This window comes from Daejeonella rubra (assembly GCF_900103545.1).
GTDB classification, from domain to species: Bacteria; Bacteroidota; Bacteroidia; order Sphingobacteriales; family Sphingobacteriaceae; genus Daejeonella; species Daejeonella rubra.
Genome location: NZ_FNHH01000002.1, coordinates 56,115 through 73,940 on the forward strand (window position 1 = coordinate 56,115; position 17,826 = coordinate 73,940).

General features: G+C 39.1%; 18 protein-coding genes and 1 tRNA gene. 9 read left to right on the forward strand and 10 right to left on the reverse strand.

The features are described from left to right. Window positions 1-10: 10 nt before the first annotated feature. From ilvN to atpD, 5 genes are all read right to left on the reverse strand, one after another. The gene (gene ilvN / locus BLR27_RS01720) at window positions 11-631 is read right to left on the reverse strand and encodes an acetolactate synthase small subunit (RefSeq protein WP_090699323.1); all 621 of its coding nucleotides are present in this window, start codon (window positions 629-631) and stop codon (window positions 11-13) included. A 33-nt stretch (window positions 632-664) separates the two neighbouring features. Then, window positions 665-2,401 carry a biosynthetic-type acetolactate synthase large subunit gene (gene ilvB, locus BLR27_RS01725; protein WP_090698573.1) on the reverse strand — a complete coding sequence of 579 codons (1,737 nt, stop codon included), beginning with the start codon at window positions 2,399-2,401 and terminating at the stop codon, window positions 665-667. A 62-nt stretch (window positions 2,402-2,463) separates the two neighbouring features. Next, window positions 2,464-4,143 carry a dihydroxy-acid dehydratase gene (ilvD, locus tag BLR27_RS01730; RefSeq protein WP_090698577.1) on the reverse strand — a complete coding sequence of 560 codons (1,680 nt, stop codon included), beginning with the start codon at window positions 4,141-4,143 and terminating at the stop codon, window positions 2,464-2,466. 584 nt (window positions 4,144-4,727) lie between these two features. Next, entirely contained in the window at window positions 4,728-4,976 is a 249-nt protein-coding gene (atpC, locus tag BLR27_RS01735; RefSeq protein WP_090698582.1) for an ATP synthase F1 subunit epsilon, read from the reverse strand. Window positions 4,977-5,079: 103 nt separating this feature from the next. After that, on the reverse strand, window positions 5,080-6,585 hold the full coding sequence (atpD, locus tag BLR27_RS01740) for a F0F1 ATP synthase subunit beta (RefSeq protein WP_090698585.1): 1,506 nt from the start codon (window positions 6,583-6,585) through the stop codon (window positions 5,080-5,082). A 429-nt stretch (window positions 6,586-7,014) separates the two neighbouring features. Between atpD and BLR27_RS01745 the strand changes: the two genes are divergently transcribed. From BLR27_RS01745 to obgE, 6 genes are all read left to right on the forward strand, one after another. Further along, a complete protein-coding gene (locus BLR27_RS01745; RefSeq protein ID WP_090698590.1) occupies window positions 7,015-7,875 on the forward strand; it encodes an amidohydrolase family protein in 861 nt (286 codons plus the stop codon). 301 nt (window positions 7,876-8,176) lie between these two features. Beyond that, window positions 8,177-9,085 (forward strand): SDR family oxidoreductase, encoded by a 909-nt coding sequence (locus BLR27_RS01750; protein WP_090698594.1) that lies wholly within the window; start codon window positions 8,177-8,179, stop codon window positions 9,083-9,085. 88 nt (window positions 9,086-9,173) lie between these two features. After that, window positions 9,174-9,635, forward strand: coding sequence for a redoxin domain-containing protein (locus BLR27_RS01755; RefSeq protein WP_090698598.1), 462 nt, complete (start codon window positions 9,174-9,176; stop codon window positions 9,633-9,635). 101 nt (window positions 9,636-9,736) lie between these two features. Further along, a tRNA-Arg gene (locus BLR27_RS01760) sits at window positions 9,737-9,810 on the forward strand. A 110-nt stretch (window positions 9,811-9,920) separates the two neighbouring features. Further along, window positions 9,921-10,493, forward strand: a complete 573-nt coding sequence (locus BLR27_RS01765; RefSeq protein ID WP_090698600.1) for an adenylate kinase — start codon at window positions 9,921-9,923, stop codon at window positions 10,491-10,493. Window positions 10,494-10,573: 80 nt separating this feature from the next. Then, window positions 10,574-11,590: a GTPase ObgE gene (gene obgE / locus BLR27_RS01770; protein WP_090698604.1), complete on the forward strand. Its 1,017-nt coding sequence runs from the start codon at window positions 10,574-10,576 to the stop codon at window positions 11,588-11,590. 86 nt (window positions 11,591-11,676) lie between these two features. Here the strand turns inward: obgE and BLR27_RS01775 are convergent, their stop codons facing one another. Further along, the gene (locus BLR27_RS01775; protein ID WP_090698609.1) at window positions 11,677-11,895 is read right to left on the reverse strand and encodes a hypothetical protein; all 219 of its coding nucleotides are present in this window, start codon (window positions 11,893-11,895) and stop codon (window positions 11,677-11,679) included. 194 nt (window positions 11,896-12,089) lie between these two features. Here BLR27_RS01775 and gap point away from each other — a divergent pair, with 194 nt between their 5' ends. The 3 genes from gap to BLR27_RS01790 are packed head-to-tail and all read left to right on the forward strand — an operon-like array spanning window position 12,090 to window position 14,770. Continuing rightward, window positions 12,090-13,088 carry a type I glyceraldehyde-3-phosphate dehydrogenase gene (gene gap / locus BLR27_RS01780; protein WP_090698613.1) on the forward strand — a complete coding sequence of 333 codons (999 nt, stop codon included), beginning with the start codon at window positions 12,090-12,092 and terminating at the stop codon, window positions 13,086-13,088. Window positions 13,089-13,097: 9 nt separating this feature from the next. Then, entirely contained in the window at window positions 13,098-13,529 is a 432-nt protein-coding gene (locus BLR27_RS01785; RefSeq protein ID WP_090698616.1) for a GNAT family N-acetyltransferase, read from the forward strand. Between the two features lie 32 nt (window positions 13,530-13,561). Continuing rightward, window positions 13,562-14,770: a phosphoglycerate kinase gene (locus tag BLR27_RS01790; RefSeq protein ID WP_090698619.1), complete on the forward strand. Its 1,209-nt coding sequence runs from the start codon at window positions 13,562-13,564 to the stop codon at window positions 14,768-14,770. 163 nt (window positions 14,771-14,933) lie between these two features. Here the strand turns inward: BLR27_RS01790 and BLR27_RS01795 are convergent, their stop codons facing one another. From BLR27_RS01795 to BLR27_RS01810, 4 genes are all read right to left on the reverse strand, one after another. Then, window positions 14,934-15,392 (reverse strand): nuclear transport factor 2 family protein, encoded by a 459-nt coding sequence (locus tag BLR27_RS01795; RefSeq protein ID WP_090698623.1) that lies wholly within the window; start codon window positions 15,390-15,392, stop codon window positions 14,934-14,936. A 9-nt stretch (window positions 15,393-15,401) separates the two neighbouring features. Continuing rightward, a complete protein-coding gene (locus BLR27_RS01800; protein WP_090698627.1) occupies window positions 15,402-16,118 on the reverse strand; it encodes a hypothetical protein in 717 nt (238 codons plus the stop codon). Window positions 16,119-16,368: 250 nt separating this feature from the next. Next, the gene (locus BLR27_RS01805; RefSeq protein ID WP_090698631.1) at window positions 16,369-16,710 is read right to left on the reverse strand and encodes a hypothetical protein; all 342 of its coding nucleotides are present in this window, start codon (window positions 16,708-16,710) and stop codon (window positions 16,369-16,371) included. A gap of 334 nt (window positions 16,711-17,044) precedes the next feature. Next, a complete protein-coding gene (locus BLR27_RS01810; protein WP_090698636.1) occupies window positions 17,045-17,599 on the reverse strand; it encodes an energy transducer TonB in 555 nt (184 codons plus the stop codon). Between the last annotated feature and the right edge of the window lie 227 nt (window positions 17,600-17,826).

Consider the following 17,826-nt stretch of genomic DNA (forward strand, 5'->3'; position numbering starts at 1 on the left):
TTAGAGATCTCTACATGGTGAAGATCTTCTGTCCGTTATTAAGATATTCATTCTCAGCTACTTCCTCACCGGGTTCGGCTTTTTCAAACTCACGAAGTTTGCGGTTAAAGCCATCACTATGTTTTATGATAGCCACACGTGCACTGCGAACGAATTCGATCAGTCCAAAAGGTTGCAGGATCTTGATCAGTGCATCTGTTTCTTCACGATGCCCTGTAGTTTCAAAAACAGTATAATCTTTACGGATCACAACTGCACGCGCACCATTCTCGCGAAGTAAACGCTCCACGCTTGCCTTTTCTGCAATAATATCAGTGGGAACCTTGTATAAAGCAAGTTCCTGCCAGATCACATCCTCATTTGTGTTGAAATACACTTTCAATACTTCCACCTGCTTTTCTATTTGTCTGGACAGCTTTCTTACTACGTCCTCAGTTTCCTGAACCACTATATTAAAGCGGTGGATGCTCTCGATCTCGGAAGGAGAGGTATTGAGACTATGAATATTTATTTTGCGTCTGGTGAAAATGATCGCGATCCTGTTCAGGAGGCCGATCTGATTTTCAGTATAGACAGTAATATTATATTCCTGTTTTCCTGACGGTTTTTCTGTATCGTTCTGATTGCTCATATTGTCTTTTTTCCTGGTTCTGCTGAACATTTATTATTTCAATCTGATCTCACTAACACTGCATCCCTGTGGCACCATTGGAAATACATTATTTTCTTTAGTTACCATTACTTCCAATAAGAAGGAACCCTTATTATTTAGCATTTCCTGCAATGCAGTAGTAATATCTTCACGTTCAGAGATGCTTCTGCCTTTTATGCCATAGGCAGCGGCCACCGCAACAAAATCAGGGCTGGCAATATCAACGAATGAATAGCGATGCTCATTAAACAGCTCCTGCCATTGCCTTACCATCCCTAAAAACCTGTTGTTCAGAATCAGGATCTTCACATCAATACCACTTTGCATGATCGTGCCGAGTTCCTGAATGGTCATTTGAAATCCGCCATCGCCAATAACTGCTACCACTGTCCGGTTAGGAGCACCGAATTTAGCACCAATAGCTGCCGGAAGGGCAAAGCCCATAGTTCCTAGTCCGCCGCTGGTTACATTGCTCCTTGTATTATTCAATTTTGCATACCTGCAGGCCACCATCTGATGCTGACCAACATCCGTAACAATCACAGCTTCCCCTTTAGTTAGTTCATTTAACTGATGGATCACTTCACCCATAGTTAGTTCTCCACTGGCAGGATGAAGTTCATTGTGAATAACCGCCTCAATCTCTTTTTTATCGAAATCTCTGAATTTTTGCAGCCATTCAGTATGTTCTTTTTGTTGTATTAGTTCTGTTAAAGCAGGGATAGTTTCTTTACAATCACCCCAAACCGGAACTGTTGTCTGAACATTCTTATCTATTTCAGACGGGTCAATATCCAGATGGATAACTTTAGCTTGTTTAGCATATTTATCCAGACGGCCGGTTACACGATCATCGAATCTCATGCCTATAGCTATTAAAACATCACATTCATTTGTAAGTACGTTCGGGCCATAATTTCCATGCATTCCCAGCATTCCTACGTTCAGCGGATGGTCTGTTGGGATAGCTCCCGCGCCAAGTATGGTCCATGCAGAAGGGATCCCGCTTTTCTCAACAAAGGCCTTGAATTCCAGTTCAGCTTCACCCAGAATAACACCCTGGCCCCAAATGATAAATGGTTTTTTAGCCTGATTGATCAATTCTGCAGCCTGTGTGATATATTCCTTTCTGATCAGAGGTTTCGGCCGATAGCTGCGAATATGATTACAAGGAGTATAGCCGCTGTAATCAAATTTCTGTATCTGAGCATTTTTAGTGATATCAATTAAAACTGGTCCTGGTCTGCCGCTTCTGGCGATATAAAAGGCTTTACTGATCACTTCCGGAATTTCGGTTGCATCAGTGATCTGATAGTTCCATTTAGTTACAGGTGTTGTGATATTGATTACATCTGTTTCCTGAAAAGCGTCTGTACCTAATAAGTGCGCAAATACTTGTCCGGTGATACATACCAGGGGAGTACTGTCAATCATCGCATCGGCAAGGCCTGTAACCAGATTTGTTGCACCTGGTCCGCTGGTTGCAAATACAACACCTACTTTTCCTGATGTTCTTGCAAAACCTTGTCCGGCGTGGATACCGCCCTGTTCATGTCTTACAAGAATATGGTTTAATTTCTCTTTATAGTCGTATAATGCATCATAGATGGGCATTATTGCTCCACCTGGATATCCGAATATGACATCGGTACCCTCTGTGATCAATGCTTCGAGTAGAGCTACAGAACCCGAAACTTCAATCGTTTCCACTCCTGTAGGGTTACCCAATACCTGCTGCTCAGTTTCCATAATATTTCTCTTTATTTTGTTTTAAGCCAAAGGATAGATAATTCATCCGATGGCTGAATTTTTTACTCTTCGTCAGTAACGCAGCCTTCAGTAGCGTTCTTTACCTGTTTAAAATATTTGAATAAAACTCCGTTCTTAACAGGAGGCTCCGGTTGATTCCAGAGTTTCCTTCTCTGTTCCATCTCTTCATCAGAGATCATCACATTGATGGAATTTTTACTTGCACTTATTTCAATGGTATCACCATCTTTTACCAGTCCGATATTACCACCTTCAAATGCTTCCGGAGTCATGTGTCCAACAACAAAGCCATGAGTTCCACCTGAGAAACGTCCGTCTGTGATCAGCGCCACAGATGCGCCCAGACCTGCTCCAAAGATGGCAGAAGTTGGTTTCAACATCTCCGGCATTCCTGGAGCACCTTTCGGTCCTACATTCCTGATCACAACCACATCTCCTGCTTTTACCTTACCACTGCTAATACCATGGATCAATTCAAACTCACCATCAAACACTCTTGCCGGACCGGTGAACGATTCACCTTCTTTACCACTGATCTTCGCTACCGAACCCAGAGGGGCAAGGTTGCCGTAAAGCATTTGCAAATGCCCTGTTTTCTTTACCGGGTTTTCGTATGGAAGAATAACATCCTGTGTGCTGAAATCCAGGTCGGCTGCATCTGCAACATTCTCAGCAAGTGTCTTTCCTGTAACGGTCAGACAGTCGCCATGGATCAGTCCCTTTTGTAAAAGATATTTTAATACAGAAGGCATACCGCCTATCGTATGAACATCTTCCATCATATATTTCCCGCTTGGCTTAAGATCTGCAATTACAGAGGTCTCATCGCTCACTTTCTGAAAATCGGCCAATTCAAGTTTTATACCTACTGATTTTGCCATTGCAATTAAATGCAGAACCGCATTTGTAGAACCTCCAAGTACCATTACCGTGACTATTGCATTGTGGAATGCTTTTCTGGTCATGATATCTCTGGGTTTGATATCTTTTTCAAGCAGTATTCTGATATATTTTCCTGCTTCCAGACATTCCTGTCTTTTCTCTGCACTTAAGGCAGGGTAGGAGGAGCTATAAGGTAAACTCATGCCCATTGCTTCAATTGCCGATGCCATGGTATTGGCTGTATACATTCCTCCACAAGCTCCGGCACCCGGACAGGCATGCTGGATGATACCCTGAAAATCTTCTTCTTCCAGATTGCCAGCCATTTTTTGACCTAAAGCCTCGAATGCAGAAACAATGTTTAAAGATTGTCCTTTATAATTTCCTGAATGAATACTTCCGCCGTAAACCATGATCGCGGGGCGGTTTAAACGGCCCATTGCCATGATCGCTCCGGGCATATTTTTATCACATCCTGGTAAGGCAATCAGACCGTCATAATAGTGACCTCCGCAAACAGTTTCAATAGAATCGGCAATGAGATCCCTCGAAACCAAGGAATAACGCATTCCTTCAGTACCGTTGGTTATACCGTCGCTAATTCCAATGGTATGGAACATCAGTCCTACCAGGTTATTGTTCCATACTCCTTGTTTAACATCTTTTGCAAGATCATTCAGGTGCATGTTGCAGGTGTTGCCATCATAGCCCATACTTACAATTCCTACCTGTGCTTTTGCAAGATCTTCAGTAGTTAATCCTATTCCGTATAACATTGCCTGTGATGCGGGTTGCGTAGGATCCTGGGTAACTGTTTTGCTGTATTTGTTAAGTTCCATCTATTCTTTTATAAATCGTAATCTATTTTCCGTTGCCGGATATATGGATATGTTAATATTATATTTCAATAATTATTGTCTAAAAAAAAAGCCTTTCTTTCTGAGGAAGGCGTTCGATTTTTAGTGTGTTATTAAATCTTAGGCCTTAATGATAGGAATGAGCAGAATAATATATAGAATGTAAATAGCGGAGATTAATCCCGGATTAGTCAGTTTTTGAGATGTAAAATTCAATCTGCCGATCATTATTTAAACCTTTAAAATTTTCTTATTTATTTAAATCTCAATTTAAGTGCTTAAGATTTAACTATCAATAGCAAGAGTAATTATTTTAAATAAGAATAAAATATTGAAAAAATTAAAATAACAATATTTAATATGTCATAATATGCAATTACGTATATATTGTATGGCATAAATAGACCAAAACGGTTTTCGGTTTTCGGTTCAAAAAATGAGATTTTTCAATTGAGAGGAAATTTCTGCCTGAAATCAGAATTATCAATAAAAAAAATGATTTAATTGAAAACAAAAAAGCCCTTCTGATCCGGGGATCAAAAGGGCTTTTTTATGATTTTTTAAGATCAGGAATTTTGGATTCCTTCGGCAAGTACCATAATTGAATTATTCAATACTTCAATTACTCCACCTTTGATATAAATGGTTTCCTCTGTATTGTCTTTACGAATGATCACTTTGCCATCTTCCAGTGTTGAAATAATTGGCGCGTGGTCCTTAAGAACTTCGAAAGATCCCATCGTACCAGGTACGGTTACTGATCTTACTTCTCCTTCGTAAACCTTTTTATCGGGTGTTAATATTTCTAATTTCATATGTTTTTAGAGTTGAGATCTGAGATGTGAGATGTGAGATGTGAGATGTGAGTTTATTCTCCTATCTATTATCTCATGTCTCACATCTCCTATCTAATATCTCCTACGAGTTTGATTCAGCTAATATTTTCTTTCCTTTTTCAATAGCATCTTCAATTGTTCCAACCAGGTTGAAAGCAGCTTCAGGATATTCATCCACTTCTCCGTCCATGATCATATTGAAACCTTTAATGGTATCTTTAATGTCTACCAATACTCCTTTAAGTCCGGTGAACTGTTCAGCTACGAAGAAAGGCTGTGAAAGGAAACGCTGCACACGACGTGCGCGACCTACTACCAACTTATCTTCTTCTGATAATTCGTCCATACCAAGGATGGCGATGATATCCTGTAATTCTTTATAACGTTGTAAAATTTCTTTCACACGCTGAGCAGTACCATAATGCTCATCACCCAGAGTTGCAGCGTTCAGAATGCGTGAAGTTGAATCCAAAGGATCCACTGCAGGATAAATTCCAAGCTCAGCAATTTTACGTGATAATACAGTAGTTGCATCAAGGTGAGCAAATGTTGTTGCCGGTGCAGGGTCAGTCAAATCATCCGCAGGAACGTAAACGGCCTGAACAGATGTAATTGAACCACGTTTTGTCGAGGTAATTCTTTCCTGCATCAATCCCATCTCAGTTGCCAGTGTTGGCTGGTAACCTACTGCAGATGGCATACGACCCAATAGAGCCGAAACCTCAGAACCTGCCTGAGTGAAACGGAAAATATTATCAACGAAGAAAAGAATATCTTTTCCTTGTCCTTCACCTTCTCCATCACGGAAATATTCAGCAACAGTTAATCCTGAAAGAGCCACACGTGCACGAGCACCAGGAGGCTCATTCATTTGTCCGAAAACCAATGTTGCTTTAGAATCTTTTAATGCTTCTTTGTCAACAGATGCAAGATCCCATCCGCCTTCTTCCATAGAATGCTTAAATGCATCACCATAGTTAATAACTCCTGATTCAATAAACTCACGTAAAAGGTCATTTCCTTCACGTGTACGTTCTCCAACGCCCGCAAATACTGATAAACCTGAATATGCTTTCGCAATATTGTTTACCAATTCCATGATCAATACAGTTTTACCTACACCCGCACCACCAAATAATCCAATTTTACCACCCTTTGCATAAGGCTCAAGAAGGTCAATTACTTTAATACCGGTGAAAAGCACTTCAGTTTCTGTACTTAACTCATCAAATTTTGGTGGAGTGTTGTGGATAGGATAACCATCAGAATTATCCATGGTGTCAATTCCATCAATAGCTTGTCCTACAACATTGAACAAACGACCTTTGATCTTGTCGCCAACCGGCATTTTAATAGCAGATCCGGTATCTACTACCTTCATTCCACGAACAAGTCCGTCTGTTGAGTCCATCGCAATAGCGCGAACACGGTCTTCTCCAAGATGCTGCTGAACTTCAAGAATGATCTTTTGTCCATTGTCTTTTACGATCTCTAAAGCATCATAAATTTTTGGCAAGTGTGCATTTTCAGTGAAGCTTACGTCTACTACAGGTCCGATGATCTGTGCAATTTTTCCGGAGTTTGGCATATAAATTTTGTAAAACTTTATTAAATCAACAATTTGAGCCCATTTTAAGAGGCGTTTTTTTGGTCTGCAAAAATACTCTTTATCCCCGTAAATCAAATACTTAATAAAAGTTTTTTTAGAATATTATGCACATACTTTTCCACTAAGGCAGGAAAGGGATTTTGGATAACTGGATATTAGTTGGCTGTTATCTATCAGCTGTCTGTTTTCAGTTGTCAGTAAACGGCTGATTAAAATCCTGTTGATTTGAAATTGTAGCCTTCCCATTAGGATATCCCGGAGTTAATAGAGATATTTAAGAGAGGATGCTAAAGTAGCTGTAATATCATAGGGTTTGGTGAACCTGTGGTTTTTTATCATCCACAATGCATAATTAAATATGTGCGCAAGTTTGAGGAATCCCGGTATTGAATTATAAAAGATATCCAAATGAAATTCATAATTTATATACTGATAATGTTGCTGTTTCTGACTTCATGTGAGGATAAAAATAAGTATAAAGGAGATATATTTGACACCCATTTACATGCAGCTCAGGATATTAATAAACAATTTGCCGGACTTGAAAAACACAAAATTGTAAGAGGTGCTGTTAGCAGTTCATGGGACAATCAAGAGGCATACAGGACAAGTACTAAAACCGGATTCTTAATTGGTTTAATGTTTCCATGCCCAAATGGGATAGTTCCGTATAGCGGACAAAAATGTTTTTCGGACGGTAGAGAATTTCCTGATATTGCCTGGATAAGACAGCAAATTATTGATAAAAAAATCGACTTTTTTGGAGAACTTTTGAATGAATATTATGGCATTTCTCCATCCGATTCAATTATGTTTCCGTATTATGAGTTAGCCCAGGAATTTAAATTGCCTGTAGGAATACATACAGGCTTAGCAGGTCCCAATAATCTTTGTCCAAACTATAATCCATTGATGGGCGACCCTGCACTAATGAAAGATATTCTGATAAGATTCCCGGGACTCAAAGTATGGATTATGCACGCCGGAGCTCCATATTTAAAAGGCACACTTGAAATATTGAGAGATTACCCTCAGGTATATGCTGACATCTCAGTTCTTGCAAATCCTGATATATTCAAGAAGCCTGACTTTAATGCCTACATGAAATCTCTTATTGACTCAGGATTTGAAGATAGATTGATGTTTGGTTCTGATAATGGAGACCTTGACAAAATCATTAATTCAGTTAACGAGCTGGACTTCTTAACCGTCGAACAAAAAGAAAAGATATTTTTCAAGAATGCTGAAACGTTCTTTGGTGTTAATTAAACCTGTGCATAACAAATTGTATAATCAATAGTGTGGTTCAGTGTAAGTTTATGGTTGTAGTTTTCATATTGCTCATGGTTTGATGTATCAGTGATGAGTATCTTCTCTGCAACAACAAACATTGTTAGCGATTTTGAAAGAACCAGACAAGCCTGAAATATAGGTAACACTAATTTGCCAGGTACGCAGGATGACAGCAATTCAGTGCCATCAACTTTCTTAAATCATAATTACCCTATAAGAAATAACCTTTATTTGCAATAATTTCCCTTCTTAAATAAATCTTGTTTTATTTTGAGCTATGAAAAGAATATTGGTAACCGGTAGTAACGGACTTTTGGGACAAAAACTAACCGATTTGAGTCTTGCAGATAAGGAGATTGAATTGATTGCTACTTCAACAGGTCCTGACAGGCATCCGGTGAAGGCAGGATATATATACGAAGAACTGGATATACTGGACAAGGCCCTAATTGATGAGCTTGTTGCAAAATACCGGCCTGATGCAATAATACATACTGCTGCAATGACCAATGTGGATGCCTGTGAAGTTGAACGATCCAAATGTTATGCGCTTAATGTGCAGGCAGTAAAAAATCTTGTTGAAGTTTGTGAAAGCAGGGATATTCAATTGATCCATTTGTCTACAGATTTTATTTTTGACGGAGAGGACGGGCCATACACTGAGGAAGCAGAGCCTAATCCTTTAAGTTATTATGGCGAAACGAAGCTGGAATCTGAGCTGATTTTGAAAAAATCTTCCTGCAGATGGGCTATTTTAAGAACCATCATCGTTTATGGAATTGTGAACGATATGAGCCGAAGCAATATTGTTTTATGGGCCAAAGGCGCACTCGAGAAAGGTGAGCCTATTCATGTTGTGAATGACCAGTGGCGAATGCCTACTCTGGCCGAAGACCTGGCTGAATGCTGCCTCCTTGCAGTTAAGAAAAATGCTACCGGAGTCTATAATGTCTCAGGAAAGGATTTGATGAGTATACTGGAAATAGTTGAACGTGTGGCTGACTTTTACGGACTCGACAAAACATTGATAAGAGCCATCTCAGCCGAAAGTTTAAATCAGACGGCTAAAAGGCCTAAAAAGACCGGATTTGTTCTTGATAAAGCCAGAACAGAATTAGGTTATGATCCACGTTCTTTTGAAGAGGGGATCGCTTTTATGGATATGCAACTTAAATCTTTATTATAATTCGTGAATTGTGTCCTAAAATTGTAAGGAAATCCTATTGAAGATATGTTGGTCGTTAAAAATATTACCTTCGAAAAAAATATATTTTATGACATTATCAAAAGGACAACAAGCACCTGATTTTACTTTATTCAGCTCTGATCTGAAGGAAATTTCATTAGCAGATTTTGCAGGGAAAAAAGTAGTGATACATTTCTTCCCTATGGCATTCACAGGTGTATGTACTACCCAGTTATGCACCATGCGTGATACTTTCGGATATTATGATGGTCTTGGAGCTGAGGTTTTAGCAATTTCTGTTGACTCTCCATTCACTCTAGCTAAATTTAAAGAAGATAATAACTACCAGTTCTCGCTTTTATCGGATTTTAACAAAGAAACGTCACAGGGTTATGGGGCATTTTATGATGAGTTTGTGTTTAATCTGAAGGGCGTTTCTAAAAGAGCGGCATTTGTACTGGATGAAAATCACCAGGTAGTTTATGCAGAAGTTTTGGAATCAGCAGGTGATCTTCCTGATTTTAACGCAATTCGCGTAGCACTTAACTAAATTAAAGGTCTTTGAACCTTGATTTTTAAGGGATTGCGAGAATTTTCAAAAAAACTATGTTAGTTTAAAAAGAAAGCATATTTTTGCAGTCCGTTAAAAAGGCACCTGTAGCTTAATTGGATAGAGCACCTGACTACGGATCAGGAGGTTAGGGGTTCGACTCCCTTCAGGTGCACATAATAAAAGCCTTTTCCATTATGTTGTGGAGAGGCTTTTAATTTTGCATTAAACCACCCTGTCATCAATTCTTTTTGTATTGACCCAACAGGATTAATTAGATATCGAATGCTGAACTTAGTACTGTTTGGCCCTCCGGGAGCTGGTAAAGGAACACAATCCGAAAAGTTGATAGATAAGTATAAACTTATTCATTTGTCGACGGGTGACATTCTTAGATCTGAAATTTCACTGGGTACTGAACTTGGTCTTGAAGCGAAAAAGCTGATGGATCAGGGATTATTGGTTCCTGATGAAGTGGTGATCGGTATGATCAGTAATAAGCTGGATTCTAATAAGGATGCAAACGGTTTTATTTTTGATGGTTTTCCCCGTACTGTTGCTCAGGCTGAAGCACTGGATAGTTTATTAGTTACAAAATCCTCTTCTATTTCTGGTATGATAGCCCTTGTTGTTAATGACGAGGAGTTAGAGAAACGTTTGTTAAACAGAGGTAAGGCTTCAGGACGTCCTGATGATGCAAATCCGGAGATCATTCGTAAGCGAATTGTTGAATATAACTCTAAAACAGCTCCTGTTGCAAATTACTATAAGGACCAGAATAAATTTACAAGCATTAACGGAATAGGCACAGTTGATGAAATATTCTCGTCTATCTGTACCGTTGTTGATACCTTTTAATTGCTGAATAAATCAGTAATTTCATCTTTTTGAGATCAATAAGATTCCTGCCCGGATTTTGTTCTCTGTAAAATTAAATTATGTCTCAGAGCTCAAATTTTGTTGATTACGTTAAAATATGCTGCCGTTCAGGCCATGGCGGAGCAGGTTCTTCACATCTGCATCGTGATATTTTAACTTCAAAAGGAGGCCCGGATGGTGGTGATGGAGGACGAGGCGGGCATATCATAGTAAAAGGAAGCAGCCAGCTCTGGACTTTACTGCATCTTAAATACAGAAAACACATTATTGCCGAGAATGGATTTCCTGGTTCCAGCGGACAGAAGTCTGGCAGGACCGGAATTGATGAGATTCTTGAAGTTCCTTTGGGCACCATTGCACGAAATGCTGAAACTGGTGAGATTATATTTGAGATCACCAGGGATGGAGAAACCAAAATTCTGACACCAGGTGGTCGTGGCGGACTAGGAAACTGGCATTTTAAAACATCGACCAAGCAAACCCCAAGATATTCGCAGCCCGGAGAGCCGGGCAAAGAGGAATGGATGGTTCTGGAGTTAAAGATCCTGGCAGACGTTGGTCTGGTAGGTTTCCCGAATGCCGGAAAATCAACACTTCTTTCAGTTCTTTCTGCGGCAAAACCTGAGATCGCGGATTATGCATTTACTACCCTTGTTCCAAATCTGGGTATTGTTTCCTATCGCGATAATCGATCTTTTGTGATGGCAGATATTCCCGGGATCATTGAAGGAGCTTCAAAAGGTAAAGGGCTTGGAATTCGTTTTCTAAGACATATTGAGCGTAATTCGGTGCTTTTGTTTATGGTTCCTGCAGATACAAACCGCAGTATCACAGAGGAGTATGAAATTCTGCTGAATGAACTCGAACAATACAATCCGGAGCTAATGCAGAAGCCGAGAATCCTGGCTGTCAGTAAATCTGATATGCTGGATGATGAACTAATGACCGAAATGAAAAGGGAATTGCCCGCTATCCCAACCATATTTATTTCCTCAGTAGCACAAAAAGGATTGGTTGAACTTAAGGATATGCTTTGGAAGGTGATAAATGAGCATATTACACCAACTGAATCCTGATTTTATTCAAAATTCAGCTTCATTCCATATATAATTTGGTCAGATAATTGCCAGCTGTGCTATTGATTAATGATTTGAAATTGCAATTATTTGGTTTCTTCTGATTTATCCGCATCCCTGGGACGTATCACTTGTTCACCCTCTTCTCTCTTTTTAGCAGCATCTTTGAAATCGGCATCTATTTTATGATAGATCTTATCGGCATCTTTTACTACGGCTCCCTGATCATCCTCAGTATGCCTGATTTCCTTTTGTTCTGAGTCGCCGGGTACCAGTTTCTCTGTTTTATCAGATGGTTTCTTCATAAATCTACAAACAATGCTTACACTGAAATGTTTTAATTTTCGATGATTTCTAAGCTGATATTCATCAGCATAGCACTTCTATTCATCAGCATAGCACTTCTGAATGATTATAAATGAAATTATTCGTTCCTCTGATTTTTTTAGAGCCTCTTTTTCATTCAATTGAATAACTTTGAACTATTATCGAGTTGAATATGAAAATAGCAATTAATGGTTTTGGTCGTATCGGAAGAATTACCCTTAGAGCTCTGCTTAAGAAAGCAGGCTTAGAGGTATTGGCCATTAATGACCTCTCCGATACCAAAACTCTTGCTCACCTGCTTAAATACGATTCAGTTCATGGCGGTTTTGATGGTACTGTGACTGCTGATGGTGCCCACCTGATGGTTAATGGGAAGCCAATTCATGTGTTTGCTGAAAAAGATCCTTCCTTACTTCCCTGGAAAGAACTAGGTATAGATCTGGTGATTGAATCAACAGGTAAATTTACAAGTTTCGAAGGCGCCGGTCTGCATTTAAAGGCTGGAGCAAAACAGGTTCTAATTTCAGCGCCATCACCGGATAAAGATGTTGCGACAGTTGTACTTGGGGTTAATGATCATCTTGTTGATCTTCTGTCTCCGGTACTTTCCAATGCCTCTTGTACAACCAATAATGTTGCGCCAATGGTTAAGGTGCTTGATGATAACTGGGGAATAATAGATGGATATATCACTACGGTACATTCAATGACCGGAGATCAGAATTTGCATGATGCCCCGCATAAGGACCTTCGGCGTGCCAGAGCTGCTTCGGCATCAATTATTCCTACAACAACTGGTGCAGCAAAAGCGATCACAACTATATTTCCCCATCTGGATGAGAAGTTAGGAGGTGCAGGAATTCGCGTTCCGGTATTGAATGGCTCATTAACAGATTTTACCTGTACCCTGAAAGTTCGTCCAAGTATGGAAGCAATCAATCAGGCATTTAAATTGGCTTCAGAAGGCTATCTGAAAGGTATTCTGGAATATACTACCGACCCTATTGTTTCTGTTGATATTATTGATAATCCCCATTCCTGTGTTTTTGACTCTGAATTGACCTCCGTGGTTGGTGAGCTTGTTAAGGTAGTTGGATGGTACGATAATGAGTCGGGTTATTCAAACCGTCTTGCCGACCTTGTGGTAAAAATTGCTGCTCTTAGGAACTGACCCCTGATTATGATCAAATTTATAAGTTCACAAGATACACTTGCCCTGAGAAGTCCCGTTTTGCGGGATGGAGCAGAACCTGAATTATGCAGTTTTGAAGGAGATGATGACGAATTATCATTTCATCTGGGTTATTTTAAGGATGACATTCAGGTTTGTGTTGCCAGTTTTCATCAACAGGGCAGAGAAGGTTTTAGTGGGACTGGTTATCAGTTGAGAGGTATGGCTACACTTCCTTCTTTTCAGGGAATGGGAATTGGAAATCAGTTGGTAAACTTCTCAATCGTTTATCTTCGCGGACTAAAAGCAAATTATCTGTGGTGCAATGCTCGTAAGGCAGCGTTTCGATTTTATACCGGATTGGGTTTTGAATTTATTTCAGAAGAATTCGAAATACCAGGCATCGGTCCGCATAGGGCGATGTATGTTAAAATTCAATAAATACGGCGGTCATTCGCTTAAAACATAATGATATGAATACAATAGATTTTTTAAATTTTTCTGGCAAAAAGGCATTAATAAGGGTAGATTTTAACGTTCCCCTTGATGACCACTTTAATATTACTGATGATAACCGTATGGTAGGTGCTGTACCAACTATTGAGAAGATATTAAAAGATGGTGGTTCTGTGATATTAATGTCGCATTTGGGAAGACCAAAAGATGGTCCGGATGATAAATATTCCCTGCGACATATTGTTAAACACCTGGCTATTTTATTGAACAGGGATGTTCATTTTGCTCCTGATTGTATCGGAGAAGATGCGATCGCAAAGTCGAAGGCATTAAAGTCGGGCGAAGTTTTGCTGCTCGAAAACCTGCGTTTTTATAAGGAAGAGGAGAAAGGTGATGAGGCCTTCGCCAAAAAATTGGCACAATTGGGTGATGTTTATGTAAATGATGCCTTTGGAACTGCTCACCGTGCACATGCTTCGACGGCTATTATTGCAAAATTCTTCCCTGATGCAAAATATTTTGGATACCTGATGGCTGGGGAACTGGCTAATGCAGAGAAGATTCTGAATCATGCCGAAAGACCTTTCACAGCCATTATGGGTGGAGCTAAAGTTTCGGATAAGATCCTGCTGATCGAGAAATTACTGGAGAAGGTTGATAATTTGATCATTGGAGGTGGTATGGCCTATACGTTTGCGAAAGCACAGGGCGGACAGATCGGTACATCACTATGTGAAGATGATAAAATGGCTCTAGCTCTTGAGTTAATGGAAAAAGCAAAGCAGAAGAAAGTAAACCTGATTTTACCAGTAGATACGATCATTGCAGATGCATTCTCTCCGGATGCTAAGACAGCAGTAGTTAAAACTGGAACCATACCAAGTGATTGGATGGGATTGGATATCGGTCCGGAGACAGCTAAACTATTCAGTGAAGTGATCAAGAACTCCAAAACTATTCTTTGGAACGGCCCAATGGGGGTTTTTGAAATGGATAAATTTGAAGTAGGTACCAAAGCAGTTGCAGTAGCGGTTGTAGAAGCTACAAAAAATGGAGCCTTTTCCTTGATCGGCGGCGGTGATTCAGCAGCGGCTGTGTCAAAATTCGGATTTGAAGATCAGGTAAGTTACGTTTCTACCGGTGGTGGTGCTTTACTTGAATACATGGAAGGTAAGGAATTACCGGGGGTGAAGGCTATTTACCATTCCGGCTCAGGGCCGGAATGACACTGGAGCGGATAAAAGAATAGCGCGTTGGTAGTAAATTATCTGAGGTCTGAGGTCTGATGACTGAAGTATGAAGTAAGAAGTCTGAGGTCTGAAGTCTGAGGTTGGAAGAAATGCTGATGATTTCAAAAAAGTAATCATCAGCCTGAACCTGATCCGTCTGTCATTCCGGACTCGATCCGTAATCCATAGTAAAGGCAATTGTTGATATTTTCCATCCTTCATTTGTCTTTAACAAAGTAAAAACATCTACTCCGGTGTGGCTAAACTTACTACTGATGTTTAATGTATAGGGCACCCATGCCATAGCTATTTGTTTATGGATTTTTATTTCTGAAGAAAGCATCTTTTCCTGTATCACTCTTGCAGGATTTATGAATGTTTTCAGTCTGTCGCGAAACTGACTCATAGAATATTTTACACTGTTTTCTTTCTCAGAAATCGACCACATTTGTCCCTCTGGCAATAAGATCGACTTAAAAAGTATCGTATCCTGTGTTTCCAATGCATCAAAGAACTGCTGTACTTTCAAGAGGATTTCTTTCTCTTCCTGATTGTGCTTGTTTTGGGCAAAAGAATTAATGCTGATTGCCAGCAAAATGAAAAGGAATAATTTTTTCATGATTGATTTTTAAATGTTCAGATAGGCAAATGCGTTCATTATTTTAGTCCACCATTCCCATTGTGAAGCAAAATTCATCAGTAAATGCTGAAGCATGAATAAAAATAATGCTAATAGGTAAGGCAGGCGTATCTTTCCTGTTTTCTTATCATCCAGTATTAACAGAACCAATACAATTTCGATAAGTATATAACTGATATTGAGTGATTTGTCAAAATTGTTTATATAGGGGATTCGGAAAAGCAGGCGGGTAAGTGCGGGAATTAAAGGCCCAAGCACGGTACAAGCCATATAACGTGCATGAAGCTGAATTTCCTTTCGTTTGTAAATTGCCAGGATGTAGAATAGCAGAAATTGAATTAGGGTTACGAAATCTATGAAGGCAAGCTGATAAGCTTTATGTGGGGGATAGTTTGCCTGATTGATCAGCATGATCTGTACCATGTTTAAGGCACTTATTATTATTAGAGGCACTAGTATAAAGGAGATCTTACCGATCATCCGATGCCACTTAAGCTTACCTGCCTGATATAAATATGGTTGTATGATAAGCAGGATCAACCAAAGTGTGGCTGTAATTCCGTGAAAGTGATGAGCACTGTCTGTGACTGTTAAGCGATAAAAGTAGGATGGTAGGAAAGCGAAAATTGTAATCGCAGCGGCGAGTATAAAATACAGATATGCATTTCTGTAAAAAGGCTTTCCTTTTGTTTTAGAATCCTCCATAAAAATTGCTTTAAATTGAAATTACACTTTAATATCTTTCTTTTTATAAAAGGAGGAAATAAAATTCGTCTCTAATAAAGCATCAATCCTGTAATTTATATCCCACCATTTTGATCACAGCAAATTCACTTAAGGATATATTGGCCCGGTATAACAGTTATAGACCTGTTTTTTTTAATAATAGAATTATTTATCATGTATAATCAGGTTTCCTTTGAATTGAAACGCTTAAAATTATTAACCTGAAACCTCAAATTTTCGTTGTTTGCCTGTTTGAGATCAAAGCAAAAACAAAACTTCCTAAAAAAACAGGCACTATTGCAATAAGAAATACCGGCAGATCTTTTTTGATAAATATTTCCACTTGACCTGCAAATGCAATGCTTAAAATCGTCAGGCAAAATGATGGCCCAACGATCCATATACCCCAGCGCCAGGATTCTCCAGGCCAAAAAAATCCGAATGCTCCTGCTACTAATAAGCAGAAAAGGACAAGAGGGATCGGAAAAGGTTCAATTCCCGCTGTCAGGGGTATAATGAAGCCTGAAATTATCGCTAAAAGGTAGGATATTTTTGAATATTTCGAAGTCATATTGGCTTTTCTTAAAATTGAATTTAGCCAGGATTTTCTTTTATTTCAACAAGTTGGATACTCTTTTTGTTGAAATAGTTGCTCTAATGCGAAATCATTCAACAGAAATAAAGCAATTTCAAACATTTCTCATGTAAAGAATGATTTATTCCAGTATCAATAATCTGGCAAGAATTTCTCAAGAATCCCATTGATCAGAACTCCTGCAGCAAGGCTTAGCTTTAGATTAAATATCTCTAATCTATTATAAATAAGTAGTCCTGGGAAACCCCATTGAATTAACTTCTTGTGTAAAACAGAGACAATGATCGTTAAATTCCCTGACTGTTCTTTGTCATTGTAACCTGAATAAAACTGGTATTGTATGAATAACATTCACCTTTTTGCCGTTCAGCATACCTGGGATCCATCTGTCAGGGATTGATTTTACAGTGCTAAGTGCCATTTCATCACAGCCACCTCCAATTCCCTTAGTTATTTTATAATTCGATGCTTTTCCCTGATCATCAATTAAAAAAGAAATCCAAACGGTTCCCTGAATTCGATATTCTCTGGCTTCCGGAGGGTATTTGAGGTATTCACGGAATGTTTTGCCCACAGTTGCCGGACCTCCGATTAAAATAGGAAAGGAATCCAGCTTGGTTAGGATGGTATCTGAGCCTGTAATTACCTGATGTTTAAATGTTTCTGATTTTTTTACTTGCTTTTGATAGACTAAGCTATCTCCTGTAAAATCATAAGTTTGTTCTAATTCTCCTTTTGCATCATAGAATTCCCAAATACCTTTAGGTTTCCTGGGAATCTCATCTTTCCAGTAATTTTTTTGAACCTTTTGTGCTAATGTGGAAGTTGAAAGGAGAACAAACAGTAATAACAGCTTGATTTTCATTTTATGAAAGTAGAATTTATTTCAGACTTTTCGTTTAACCTAATTTCTCAGGTTAATATGGGCTTCTTCTGAGTTCTAATCAGAGCCTATACCTGTCTGTCGCTGGATGTTATGCCGAACACAGGATAGTAACTTTATACTAGCCAATTATGCGTATCCATTCACGAAGGTCCCTCACCTGCTGAAGGGCAGGTTTCGGGAAGACACAATTGTTATTTGATTGATTC